9 protein-coding genes are annotated in these 12,947 nt (G+C 69.9%); 4 read left to right on the top strand and 5 right to left on the bottom strand.

The features are described 5' to 3' along the window. Positions 1-163: 163 nt before the first annotated feature. From WS69_RS27095 to WS69_RS27065, 5 genes are all read right to left on the bottom strand, one after another. Positions 164-889, bottom strand: a complete 726-nt coding sequence (locus WS69_RS27095; protein WP_059473726.1) for a glycine zipper 2TM domain-containing protein — start codon at positions 887-889, stop codon at positions 164-166. A gap of 356 nt (positions 890-1,245) precedes the next feature. After that, positions 1,246-2,772, bottom strand: coding sequence for a lysine--tRNA ligase (gene lysS, locus WS69_RS27090; protein WP_059473725.1), 1,527 nt, complete (start codon positions 2,770-2,772; stop codon positions 1,246-1,248). 86 nt (positions 2,773-2,858) lie between these two features. After that, positions 2,859-3,963, bottom strand: a protein-coding gene (prfB, locus tag WS69_RS27085; protein ID WP_197419321.1) for a peptide chain release factor 2 whose coding sequence is annotated in 2 segments (ribosomal slippage) — positions 2,859-3,881 and positions 3,883-3,963 — 1,104 coding nt in all. Because the reading frame shifts where the segments join, the coding sequence is not laid out codon by codon here. Between the two features lie 472 nt (positions 3,964-4,435). Next, positions 4,436-6,130 carry a single-stranded-DNA-specific exonuclease RecJ gene (gene recJ, locus WS69_RS27070; RefSeq protein ID WP_059473722.1) on the bottom strand — a complete coding sequence of 565 codons (1,695 nt, stop codon included), beginning with the start codon at positions 6,128-6,130 and terminating at the stop codon, positions 4,436-4,438. Positions 6,131-6,144: 14 nt separating this feature from the next. Next, positions 6,145-7,221 carry a regulator gene (locus WS69_RS27065; RefSeq protein ID WP_082716537.1) on the bottom strand — a complete coding sequence of 359 codons (1,077 nt, stop codon included), beginning with the start codon at positions 7,219-7,221 and terminating at the stop codon, positions 6,145-6,147. Between the two features lie 361 nt (positions 7,222-7,582). Between WS69_RS27065 and WS69_RS27060 the strand changes: the two genes are divergently transcribed. From WS69_RS27060 to WS69_RS27045, 4 genes are read left to right on the top strand one after another with little or no spacing between them, the layout of a single operon-like run. Continuing rightward, positions 7,583-8,836, top strand: coding sequence for a lipoprotein-releasing ABC transporter permease subunit (locus WS69_RS27060; RefSeq protein ID WP_059473721.1), 1,254 nt, complete (start codon positions 7,583-7,585; stop codon positions 8,834-8,836). Then, positions 8,829-9,578 (top strand): lipoprotein-releasing ABC transporter ATP-binding protein LolD, encoded by a 750-nt coding sequence (lolD, locus tag WS69_RS27055; RefSeq protein ID WP_059473720.1) that lies wholly within the window; start codon positions 8,829-8,831, stop codon positions 9,576-9,578. Before WS69_RS27060 ends, lolD begins: the two co-directional genes overlap by 8 nt. A gap of 4 nt (positions 9,579-9,582) precedes the next feature. Beyond that, positions 9,583-10,371: a TatD family hydrolase gene (locus WS69_RS27050; protein ID WP_059473719.1), complete on the top strand. Its 789-nt coding sequence runs from the start codon at positions 9,583-9,585 to the stop codon at positions 10,369-10,371. A gap of 50 nt (positions 10,372-10,421) precedes the next feature. Continuing rightward, on the top strand, positions 10,422-12,935 hold the full coding sequence (locus WS69_RS27045; RefSeq protein WP_059473718.1) for a DNA internalization-related competence protein ComEC/Rec2: 2,514 nt from the start codon (positions 10,422-10,424) through the stop codon (positions 12,933-12,935). The last annotated feature ends 12 nt before the right edge of the window (positions 12,936-12,947 follow it).

Raw genomic sequence — 12,947 nt, 5'->3', positions numbered from 1 at the left:
AACCGGATCGCGACGGCGCCGCTTCGGCGAAGTCTGCGGCGATCGCGTCAAGAAAAACGGCTCGTGAAGCGATCACGAGCCGTTTTTTTCATGGTCGGCCGATACTGTCGAGGCGGCCGACCAGCGGGCGTGCGACGCGCGGCCTCGACGCCGCGCGTTCGCGTCACGCGCCGACGAGCGAACCGTTCTCGACGCGCACGCGCTGGCCTTGGCCGAACGGCGGCGGGTTGTGGTACGTGAACGTACGCGTCGAGCCGTCCTGCATCTGCACCTGGACTTGATAGTCGGTTTCGCTGCGGACCTGTTTTTCGACTGCATTGCCGGCGAGGCCACCGCCCAACGCGCCGATGATCGTCATCGCGGTGCGGCCGTTGCCGTGACCGAACTGATTGCCAACGAGGCCGCCTGCGGCCGCGCCGCCGATCGCGCCGATCCCCGAGCTCGTGCCCGCCGTGCGCACCGGCACGATCGCGGCGACGGTGCCGCAGGTCGCGCAGTACGTCGATTGCTGCTGCTGTTGCGGATACGGCTGCTGCGCATATTGCGGCGGCTGCGGCGCGGTCGACGCGCGGCGATGATGAACTGGGCGCGGCGCGGGCTTCGGCGCCGCTTGTGCGACCGCCTGGCGTTCCGCAGTCTGCTGCTGCGCGGCTTGCGCGGCGAGTGCGGCGCTCGCCGCGGCGGCCGTGTCGACGGCCGGCTGCGACGCGATCAGTGCGGCCTGCGTCTGCGGGTTCTGCGCATCGGTGCTGCTCGCCTTCGGGAACAGGCCCGTGACGGCGGCCGTCGCGGCGAGGCTCGCGATGATGACGGCGCCTGCGGCCGTCGCGACGAGCGGATGGATGCGCTGACGTTGTTGCGTGGTGGTGTTCTGGTTCTGGTTGTCCATTTTCGACTCTCCGGTGTCGATCGGAGCGAGCGCTTTATCCGTTGCTCCGATCCCATGCAAAGCGTGCCGCACACGATCGTGCGTTATTTTCTGGAGCTAAGTGTCGATCAAACGCCGTGGGCACGCCGTTTCAAGTTGTAACGATTCGCTGCGGAAACTTGCGTGTGAAACACTGTCAAATGCCCGCTCGCGCAAGCGGCGCAAAGGAAGCGAAGAGAAGGGGACGGAAGAGGGAGGCGGCGCGGCGGCCGGGATTTACGGGCGGTTACAAAGCGGGCGGGTTTGCCGCTGTCCGCCACCGTTTTCCGCCTCGGGGAAGCGGGCGAAAAACGGGCGGAAGACGGCCCGCGCGGGGATCAGTCCTCGCGGCGCAGGTGCGGGAACAGCAGCACGTCGCGGATCGTCGGGCTGTCGGTGAGCAGCATTACGAGACGGTCGATGCCGATCCCGCAGCCGCCTGTCGGAGGCATCCCGTATTCGAGCGCGCGGATGTAGTCGGCGTCGAAGAACATCGCTTCCTCGTCGCCCGCGTCCTTCTGCTCGACCTGCTTCTTGAAGCGCGCAGCCTGGTCTTCGGGATCGTTCAGCTCCGAGAAGCCGTTCGCGATCTCGCGGCCGGTGATGAAGAGCTCGAAGCGCTCGGTGATGCCCGGCACCGTGTCCGATTCGCGCGCGAGCGGCGACACTTCGATCGGGTAGTCGATGATGAAGGTCGGCTCCCACAGCTGCGGTTCTGCGGTTTCCTCGAAGAGCGCGAGCTGCAGCGCGCCGATGCCTGCGTTCAGGAACGCCGGCTGCGTGACGTCGACACCGAGGCGCTTCAGTTCGCTGCGCAAGTAAGCGTCGTCCGACAACTGGCCGTGCGTGTAGTTCGGCGCGAACTTCTGGATCGCCTGCGTGATCGTGAGCCGATGGAACGGCTTCGCGAGATCGAGCTCGCGGCCCTGGTACTGGATCGTCGCGGTGCCGAGCGCGTCGACGGCCGCCTGACGGATCAACTGCTCGGTGAAGTCCATCAGCCAGCGGTAGTCGGTATACGCGGCGTAGAACTCCATCATCGTGAATTCCGGGTTGTGGCGCGGCGACACGCCCTCGTTGCGGAAATTCCGGTTGATCTCGAACACGCGCTCGAAGCCGCCGACGATGAGGCGCTTCAGGTACAGCTCGGGCGCGATGCGCAGGAACATCTGCATGTCGAGCGCGTTGTGATGCGTGACGAACGGCTTCGCCGCCGCACCGCCCGGGATCGGGTGCAGCATCGGCGTCTCGACTTCCATGAAGTCGGCGTCGCCCATGAACTTGCGGATCGACGCGATCGCCTTCGTGCGCGCGCGGAACGTCGAGCGCGTCTCCGGCGTGACGATCAGGTCGACGTAGCGCTGGCGATAGCGCGTCTCCTGATCCGCGAGGCCGTGGAATTTGTCGGGCAGCGGGCGCAGCGCCTTCGACAGCAGCCGCAGCGCCGTGCACTTCACCGACAGCTCGCCCTTGTTCGTGCGGAACAGCACGCCGCGCGCGGCGATGATGTCGCCCAGGTCCCACTTCTTGAACGCGTCGTAGGTCTCGGCGCCGACGTCGGCCGGCGTCACGAAGAACTGGATTTGGCCCGAGCCGTCCTGCACCGTCGCGAAGCTCGCCTTGCCCATCACGCGCTTGAGCATCATCCGGCCGGCGATCGCGACTTCGAGGTGCTTCGCTTCGAGCGCTTCCTTGTCGGCGTCCGCGTATTCGTTCTGCAGATCGGCCGCATGGCGGGTCGGCTGGAAGTCGTTCGGATAGGCGATGCCTTGGTCGCGCAGCGCGCGCAGCTTGTCGCGGCGTTCCGCGACGATCTGGTTTTCGTCCGCTGCGACAGCGGCCTGCGGTTGGGTCGGTTCGGTCATGATGGTCGGGTTCGAGGGTAATGCGGCAGCGGGGCGCGGCGCCGATGCGGCCGGCGCGCGGGTCGGCCGCGCCCGCGCGGGGGCGCTTACACGCCCTGTTTGAGGCTCGCGCCGATGAAGTCGTCGAGGTCGCCGTCGAGGACGGCCTTCGTATTGCTCATTTCGACGTTCGTGCGCAGATCCTTCACGCGGCTCTGGTCGAGCACGTACGAGCGGATCTGGTGGCCCCAGCCCACGTCGGTCTTGCTCGATTCGAGCTTGTCCTGCTCGGCCTGGCGCTTGCGCAGCTCGGCTTCGTACAGGCGCGACTTCAGCATCGCCATCGCTTCCGCACGGTTGCGGTGCTGCGAGCGGTCGTTCTGGCACTGGACGACGATGCCCGTCGGCATGTGCGTGATCCGCACGGCCGAGTCGGTCTTGTTGATGTGCTGGCCGCCCGCGCCCGATGCGCGGTACGTGTCGATGCGCAGATCGGCCGGGTTGACCTCGACTTCGATCGAATCGTCGATTTCCGGATAGACGAACACCGACGAGAACGACGTGTGACGGCCGCCCGACGAATCGAACGGCGACTTGCGCACGAGGCGGTGAATGCCGGTTTCGGTGCGCAGATAGCCGTACGCGTATTCGCCCGAGACCTTGATCGTCGCGTTCTTGATGCCGGCGACGTCGCCGTCGGATTCTTCGAGCACTTCCGCCTTGAAGCCCTTGCGTTCGCAGTAGCGCAGGTACTGGCGCAGCAGCATCGACGCCCAGTCGCACGCCTCGGTGCCGCCGGCGCCGGCCTGGATGTCGATGAAGCAGTTGTTCGGATCGGCCGGGTTCGAGAACATCCGGCGGAATTCGATGTCGGCGACGCGCGCCTCGAGTTTCGCCGCGTCCTCTTCGGTCGCGAGAAGCGTGTCTTCGTCGCCTTCCTCGTGGGCGAGGTCGAACAGGTCCTGCGCGTCGCGCAGGTCGTTATCGAGTGCCGTGAGCGTCATGACGACGCCCTCGAGCGACTTCTTCTCGCGGCCGAGCGCCTGGGCGTTCTTCGAGTCGTTCCAGACGTTCGGGTCTTCGAGTTGCTTGTTGACTTCGGCTAGACGTGCAGACTTGACGTCGTAGTCAAAGATACCCCCGTAGCTCGCCCGCGCGCCGGCGCAGGTCCGCGAGGGAGCTTTCGATCGCGTTCAGACGTTCCGCTTCCATGATCTTGTTCGCTTTTGACGCTTCGTGAAAAAGAGAAATTATAGCCGATCGACGGCCTCGGCCGGTACGGCGCGGCGCAGGCGGCGGTGCGCGGCGCGGCGCGCGGGGGCCGCCGATTCGGTGCGCGGCGGGCGGGACGGCGATCGGAGCAGCGGCATTCGAGGCCATGCGCATGCGGCGCGGGACGGCTGCGCGCCGATCGTGCCGATCCGACTCGTCAGGAATCGGTGACGGATCTGCGTGCGGATGCGGGCGCGCGTGGCGGCATCGGGGACGATGCACGACTGGAGGCGAGCGGGGCGGGCGTCTTGATCGCACGGCGCGTCCGTATTCGAGGCGAAGCCGGGCGCGACGCCGCGCTGCAACGCGCCCGTCCCGCGGATCGCCGCGCTCGTCCCGTACGAGCGATCGCGCGAATCGATGTGGCTCGGTTCGGTTCGGTTCGGCGCGTTCCGACGATCGGCGGCGCGCCCTACGCCGCGTGCTCGACGATCAGCTGCACGCGCGTCATGCCGTTCCACGTGTCGCTCGCGAGCCGGAACGCGACCGTCGCGCGCGCGGGCAGCGGCTCGGCGTGGTTGAACCAGATCGCGTTGAAGCGCTGGCGGCCGCGCATCAGTTGCAGTTTCAGGTGCTTGTCCTTGACGAGCGCCTGCGACGCTACATCGAATTCGCCCGAGAAGAGCGGCGCCGGAAAGCCCTGGCCCCAGACGGCCGAATCGAGCAGCTCGACGACCTGCGGCGTGAAATACGCGTCCTCGAGATCGCCGTCTGTCTCGATCACGCGCGCGAGCACATCGTCGGACAGCCGTTCGCGCGCGACCGCCTCGAACGCGGCGGCGAAGCGCGGCACGTTCTTGGTATCGAGCGTGACGCCCGCCGCCATCGCGTGGCCGCCGAACGTGACGATCAGATCGGGTTCGCGTTTCGAGATCAGGTCGATCGCGTCGCGCAAATGGAACCCGGGGATCGAGCGGCCCGAGCCCTTCACGCGCGCGCCGCTGTCGTCCGCGTGCGCGAACGTGAACGCCGGCCGGTGAAAGCGCTCCTTCAGCCGCCCCGCGACGATGCCGATCACGCCCTGGTGCCATTCGGGGTTGAAGAGCGTGATCGTCGCCGCTTCGGCCGGGTCGACCGACGCGAGATCGGCGAGCGCCTGCTGCTGCATGCCCGCCTCGATCTCGCGCCGCTCGCGGTTCATCGCGTCGAGCTGCTGGGCGAGCTCCCACGCGCGGCCGACGTCGTCGGTCGTCAGGCATTCGATCCCGAGCGACATGTCGGACAGGCGGCCTGCCGCGTTCAGGCGCGGGCCGAGGCCGAAGCCCAGATCGAAGCCGGATGCGCTGCGCGCTTCGCGCGCCGCCGCGCGAAAGAGCGCCGCGATGCCGGGCTGCATCCGGCCGTTGCGGATCCGCTGCAGGCCCTGCGCGACGAGCACGCGGTTGTTGCCGTCGAGGCGCACGACGTCGGCGACCGTGCCGAGCGCGACGAGGTCGAGGAGGCCGTCGAGCCGCGGCTCGGGACGCGCGTCGCCGAACGCGCCGCGCGCGCGCAGCTCGGTGCGCAGCGCGAGCAGCACGTAGAACATCACGCCGACGCCCGCGATGTGCTTGCTCGGAAATGCGCAGCCCGGCTGATTCGGATTGACGATCGCGCGCGCGGCGGGCAGCGTGTCGCCGGGCAGGTGATGATCGGTGACGAGCACGTCGATGCCGCGCGCATTCGCGGCCGCGACGCCGTCGACGCTCGCGATCCCGTTGTCGACGGTGATCAGCAGATCGGGCTTGCGCGCGGCGGCGAGCTCGACGATCTCGGGCGTCAAGCCATAGCCGTACTCGAAGCGGTTCGGCACCAGGTAGTCGATCTTCGCGCCGAACATGCTCAGGCCGCGCACGGCGACCGCGCATGCGGTCGCGCCGTCGCAGTCGTAGTCGGCGACGACGAGCATCTTGCGGCCGGCCTCGAGCGCGTCCGCGAGCAGCGCGGCGGCGTCCGCGCAGCCTTTGAGCTGCGCGGGCGGCACGAGGCGCGACAGCGCGGTTTCGACGTCGGCGGGCGACGTGATCCCGCGCGCCGCATAGAGGCGGGCGAGCACGGGATGCAGTCCGTGGCGGGCGAGCGCGTCGAGCGCGGCGGGGGCGGGCGAGCGGGTGACGATGTGGGTCATGCGAAGCGGTTGCGTTATTCGAACAGGGAGGCGAGCGTGCGGCGGCGCCAGAATTTGCGCAGATCGCCGCGCGTCGCGGCGAGCGTCGCGGTGCTCGTATCGCCGCAGAGCGTGAGCGCGAGCTCGCCGACGCGGCCTCGCGCGAGCGCGTCGAGCGCGGGTGCGAACCAGTCGCGCTCGAGCGCGGCGAGCGCGTCGTGCCAGCGCGCCCAGTCCTGCTCGATGAACGGCGTCGTCAGCGCGTCGAGCTCGACGAGCATCGTGTCGCTCGATTGCGCCGCGGCGCCGGCGGCGAGCGCATCGAATGCGGCGGGTGGCTCTCCCGCGGCCGAACCCGCCGCAAGCGCGAGCCCGCGTGCGCCGGGCGAGCGCGACAACACGCGCGCGAACGGGCTCGTCACCGGCTTCATCGCGCCTTGCGCGTGGAACCAGATCGAATTGACGGCAGGATAGCCGCGCGCTTCGCGCGCCTCGTTGACGGGGTGCTGGAACCACGCCATCTGCACTTCGTTCTGCAGCTTCATCCAGGCGCGCGAGCGTTCGCCCGTCTGCGTCTCGTGCGGCAGCCAGATCTCGATGTTGCGTCCGCTCGCGCGCAGCGGCGCGGCGCCCGCGAGTCCGGCGAGCTGCGGGCTCGACAGATACCAGCGCGATGCCCGCGGCGCCTGCAGCTTCACGCCGAGCTCCTCGATCAGCGGGCGCGCCGTGTCGAGGAGCGCGGCGGCTTCGTCGTCGCCGATCTCGAGCGACGCGGGATCGATCAGCACGAGGTGATCGGTCGCGATCCGCACGTGCACGGGCTCGACGCACGCCCATGTGTCGTCGCCCGGCGTGCCGCCGTCGGCGATGAGCATGTACGGCGCGAGCGGCGCGTCGTCGGCGTCGGCGGGAATCGCGCCGAACTGGCGCGCGAGCCAGCGTTCGTTTGGCAGCGTGCGCTGGAAATCTTCGCCGACCGTGCGTTCGACGAGGCGCGCGCGAGCGAGAAGCTTGTCGAGCGCGGGGCTGTCGAGCGTGTGGAGGGAAGACGCGGCGTCGGCGACCGACGGCAGCGCGAAAGGCACGAGGAAGTGAAGACGTTGGGCACGCATGATGGTGCGCATTGTAGGCCAAACGGCAAGGCCGGTCGCCGATGCCGCGCCGTACGTCGCGTGCGCGGCGCGCGTGACTCCGTTGGTAAAATTGCGGATCGGCGCAGCGCACGCGTCGCTTGTCGGCGCACGCTGCCCGCGGCGAAGGCGCACCCGCGAGTATCGGTCGACGCCGCATCGATCGCGCCTGACGTGGCGGATTCGATCGAATCCGCCACGTCGCCGCCGGCCGGCCTGATCCGGAGCGTTTTCAGGGTCGGTTAAGCATTGTGTGGCACACTGCGCGCGTGACCGGGCAGGCCCGGTTCCTGCGCGCGGATTCGCGCGGCGCGCGGCGTCCCAACCAGCAGAAAGGATACGCTTGAAACTTCCGTACGAATGGCAGATCGGCTGGCGCTACACGCGCGCCGGCAAACGCACGACCGGCAACGGCTTCATCTCCTTCATCGCGCTCGTGTCGATGCTCGGGATCGCGCTCGGCGTCGCGGCGCTCATCGTCGTGCTGTCCGTGATGAACGGCTTCCAGAAAGAAGTGCGCGACCGGATGCTGTCGGTGCTCGCGCACGTCGAGGTCTTTTCGCCGACGGGCTCGATGCCCGACTGGCAACTGACCGCGAAGGAGGCGCGCCTGAATCCGTCCGTGATCGGCGCGGCGCCCTACGTCGACGCGCAGGCGCTACTCACGCGCCAGGACGCGGTGAGCGGCGTGATGCTGCGCGGCGTCGAGCCGTCGCTCGAGCCGCAGGTGTCCGACATCGGCAAGGACATGAAGGCGGGCGCGCTCACGGCGCTCGCGCCCGGCCAGTTCGGGATCGTGCTCGGCGACGCGCTCGCGGGCAATCTCGGCGTGGGCGTCGGCGACAAGGTCACGCTCGTCGCGCCGGAAGGCACGATCACGCCGGCCGGGATGATGCCGCGCCTCAAGCAGTTCACGGTCGTCGGCCTCTTCGAATCCGGCCATTACGAATACGACAGCTCGCTCGCGATGATCGACATCCAGGACGCGCAGGCGCTCTTCCGGCTGCCCGCGCCGACGGGCGTGCGGCTGCGCCTCACGGACATGCAGAAGGCGCCGCAGGTTGCGCGCGAGCTCGCGCACACGCTGTCGGGCGACTTGTACATCCGCGATTGGACGCAGCAGAACAAGACGTGGTTCTCCGCGGTGCAGATCGAGAAGCGGATGATGTTCATCATCCTGACGCTCATCATCGCGGTCGCGGCGTTCAATCTCGTGTCGTCGCTCGTGATGACCGTGACGAACAAGCAGGCGGACATCGCGATCCTGCGCACGCTCGGCGCGCAGCCGGGCTCGATCATGAAGATCTTCGTCGTGCAGGGCGTGACGATCGGCTTCGCCGGCACCGCGACGGGCGTCGCGCTCGGCTGCCTGATCGCGTGGAGCATCCCGTGGCTCATCCCGATGATCGAGCATGCGTTCGGCGTGCAGTTCCTGCCGCCGTCGGTGTACTTCATCAGCGAGCTGCCGTCCGAGCTCGTGCCGGGCGATGTGATCAAGATTGGCGTGATCGCGTTCGCGCTGTCCGCGCTCGCGACGCTCTATCCGAGTTGGCGCGGCGCGAAGGTGCGCCCCGCGGAGGCGCTGCGCTATGAATGACCGGGTCTTCGAACAGACGATGAATCAGAACTATCAGGATGGCGCCGCGCGCGAGTGCGTGCTCGAGGCGCACGGAATCACGAAGACGTTCGTGCAGGGCGGCTTCAACGTGCAGGTGCTCGACAACGCTGAGGTGTCGGTGCGGCGCGGCGAGAAGCTTGCGATCGTCGGCGCGTCGGGCTCGGGCAAGAGCACGCTCCTGCACGTGCTGGGCGGCCTCGACGAGCCGAGCGCCGGACGGGTGTCGCTGCTCGGCAAGCCGTTTACGCAGCTCGCCGAGCGCGAGCGCAACGACCTGCGCAACCGCGCGCTCGGCTTCGTCTATCAGTTTCACCATCTGCTGCCGGAGTTCACCGCGCTCGACAACGTCGCGATGCCGCTGCGGATCCGCCGGATGTCGACCGAGGACGCGCGCCATCGCGCGCGCGCGATGCTCGAGGAGGTGGGGCTCGGCGCACGCGCGAAGCACCGGCCGGGCGAGCTGTCGGGCGGCGAGCGGCAGCGCGTCGCGATCGCGCGCGCGCTCGTCACGAAGCCGGCGTGCGTGCTTGCCGACGAGCCGACCGGCAACCTCGACGGCTCGACTGCCGATCACGTGTTCCACCTGATGCTCGAATTGTCGAGGACGCTCGACACGAGCTTCGTGATCGTCACGCACGATCCCGATCTCGCCGCGCGCTGCGACCGCATCCTGCGGCTGCGCGACGGCGTGCTGCACGAGGAGCCGGCCGTGCCGGTGTGACGCGATGTGGATCGACACGCACTGCCATCTCGACGCGGCCGAGTTCGACGCCGATCGCGGGGCCGTTGCCGATGCGGCGCGGGCGGCGGGCGTGTCGCGGATCGTGATCCCGAGTGTCGGGCGCGTGAATTTCGCGACGGTGCGCGAGCTCGCGCACGCGACGGAGGGTGCGGTGTACGCGCTCGGCATTCATCCGATGTACACGCCGCATGCGCGCGACGAGGATCTCGACCGGCTGCGGATGGAGGTCGAGGCGAGCCTCGACGATCCGCGTTTCGTCGGCATCGGCGAGATCGGCCTCGACTACTTCGTGCCGGGGCTCGACGAGAACCGGCAGCAAGGCTTCTATGATGCGCAGCTGCGGCTCGCGCGCGATTTCGATCTGCCGGTCGTGTGCCACGTGCGCAAGTCGCAGGATCGCGTGCTGGCCGGGCTGCGGCGCGCGGGCGTGCGGCGCGGCATCGCGCACGCGTTCAACGGCAGCTTCCAGCAGGCCGATGCGTATCTCGCGCAAGGGCTCAAGCTCGGCTTCGGCGGCAACGTGACGTTCGGCCGCGCGCTGCAGATCAGGCGGCTCGCCGGGCAATTGCCGCTCGACGCGCTCGTGGTCGAGACCGACGCCCCGGACATTCCGCCCGAATGGCGCTACAGGCAGCGCAACACGCCCGACCAGGTGCCGCTCATCGGCGCGGCGATCGCCGCGCTGCGCGGCATCGACGTCGCCCGACTCTCGCTATCCACTTCGGCTAACGCGCTCGCCGCGCTGCCGCGTCTCGCGCTTTCGTCCGCATAATCGACCCGTGACCAGGCGCGCGCCCAGGCGGCGCGAAACACGGAGGCGCGATGCGGGCGATGTGCGGCGCGTTCGCGCTCGGCGTCGTCGCGCTGCAGCAGCAGGCGGCGCTGCCGGGTGCGGCGGCATGGGCGGGCGGCGGGCTCGCGTTCGGCTTGTGCGTATGGCTTGCGGCCGCGCTGCGCGGCGACGCGCGTGCGCGCATGCAGCGGGCCGGTTTCTGCGCGTGCTGTTGCGCCGCGGCGCTCGCGGGCTTCGGCTACGCGGCGGCGCATGCGCAGTGGCGCCTGAGCGATGCGCTGCCCGAGCCGTGGCAAGGGCGTGACATCGTCGTGACGGGCGCGGTGCGCGGGCTGCCGTCGCGCGACGCGAACGGCGTGCGCTTCCTATTCGACGTCGACGACAACGATGCGGGCATCGTCAGGTTTCCCGCGACGCTGTCGCTCGCCTGGTACGCATTCAGGCGCACGGCGCCGCCGCCCGAGCTCGTGCCGGGCGACCGATGGCGGCTGCGCGTGCGTCTGAAACGCCCGCACGGCAACGCGAACTTCGGCGTGCGCGACGCGGAGGCGGCATGGCTCGCGCGCGGCATCCGGGCGCTCGGCTACGTGTCCGCGCCGCACGATGCGCAGCGGCTGACGGGCGGGGCGCCCGGCATCGCCGCCGCGATCGACCGGCTGCGTGCGCGGCTGCGCGGCCGGATCGTCGACGTGCTCGGCGACGCTGCGCATCGCGGGATCGTCGTCGCGCTCGCGATCGGCGCGCAGGGCGACATCGGCGACGACGACTGGCGCATCCTGCGCGACACCGGCACGAGCCACCTGGTCGCGATCTCCGGGCTGCACGTCGGGATGGTCGGCGGCTTGTGCGCGTGGCTCGCGGGCAGATTCTGGCGGCGCTCGGGCTACGTCGGGCGGAACTGGCCGCTCGTCTTGCCCGCGCAGAAGATCGCGGCGATCGGTGCGATCATTGGCAGCGCCGGCTACGCGGCGCTCGCCGGCTTCAACGTGCCCGCGCAGCGTGCGTGGTGGATGCTCGCCGCCGCGGGCGTCGCGTATCTGAGCGGGCGTTCGCTCGCGCCATCGTCGGTGCTGGCGGCGGCGCTCGGCTGCGTGCTGCTCGTCGATCCGTGGGCGGTGACGGCGCCGGGATTCTGGCTGTCGTTCGGCGCGGTCGCGGCGATCCTGTTCGTGTCGTCGGGGCGAAGTGCCGCGCGCGATGCGCGTGAGGCGGACGATGGACGCGCGGGGCGCGGCGCAATCGACGGCAGCGACGGCGTGCCGCCGTCGCACGCCGCGCGGTTGCGCACGGTTTTCGCGCGGGCGACGAGGCGGCTCGCCCGGCGTGTGCGCGATGCTGCGCGCGCGCAGTACGCGGTGACGATCGCGCTTGCACCGCTCACCGTGCTGTGGTTCGCGCAGATTCCGCTCGCGGGGCCGCTCGCGAACGCGTTCGCGATCCCCTGGGTCGGCTCGCTCGTCACGCCGACGGTGCTCGCCGGCGTCGTGCTGCCCGCGCCGCTCGACGCATTCGCCTTCGCGTTCGCACATGCGCTCGTCGCGACCATGATGCGGCTCCTCGAAGCGACGGCCGGCGCGGGGCGCACGGTCTGGATGTTGCCGGTGCCTGGCAGCCTCGCGCTCGCGACGGCGGCGGCGGGCGTCGTCTGGGCGCTGACGCCGCGCGGCTGGCCGCTGCGCCACGCGGCGCCGCTTGCCTGGCTGCCGCTCCTCGCGCCGGCGTCGCATGCGCCGCCCGAAGGCGCGTTCCGGCTGACGGCGCTCGACGTCGGGCAGGGCTCCGCCGTGCTGATCGAGACCGCGCGGCACGCGCTGCTGTTCGATGCGGGCCCGGGACCCGAGGCGTCGAACGCGGGCGAGCGGATCGTCGTGCCGTTCCTGCGCGCGCAGGGCGTGCGCGCGCTCGACGCGCTCGTTGTGAGCCACGCGGACTCGGACCACGCGGGCGGCGCGCCCGCCGTGCTCGAATCGGTCACGGTCGCGCAGATGACGGGCGGCCTGCCGCCTTCGAATCGCCTCTGGCGCGTCGCGCGCGCAGCGGGCGTGACGGACGCGCTGCCGTGCGCCGCGGGGCAGCGCTGGCGCTGGGACGGCGTCGAATTCACGACGCTCTGGCCCGACGGCGGCCCACGGGCGGGCGGTGCGACGAACGCGCAGTCATGCGTGCTGCGCGTGTCGGCGGGCGAGCGCGCGGCGCTCCTGACGGGCGACGTCGACGCACGCTCCGAGCGCACGCTCGTCGCCGGATCGCGCGAGGCGCTCGCCGCGCAGGTGCTCGTCGTCCCGCATCACGGCAGCCGCACGTCGTCGACCGAACCTTTCCTCGATTCGGTCGAGCCGCGCATTGCCATATTTCAGGTAGGCTACGCGAATAGGTTCCAGCATCCGCATCCGACCGTCTGGGCGCGCTATGTCGGGCGCGGTATCGAGCTGCCTCGCACCGACCGCGACGGCGCAGTGCGCATCGACGTGACGTCGAACGGCGCGGCCCCAGTGCCGATCCGATACCGGGACGCGCGCCGGCGCTACTGGATGGGCTGGTGATGCGACGCGGAG

Source organism: Burkholderia sp. BDU5, assembly GCF_001522845.1.
GTDB classification, from domain to species: domain Bacteria; phylum Pseudomonadota; class Gammaproteobacteria; order Burkholderiales; family Burkholderiaceae; genus Burkholderia; species Burkholderia mayonis.
This window is presented reverse-complemented; position numbering and strand designations above follow the sequence as displayed.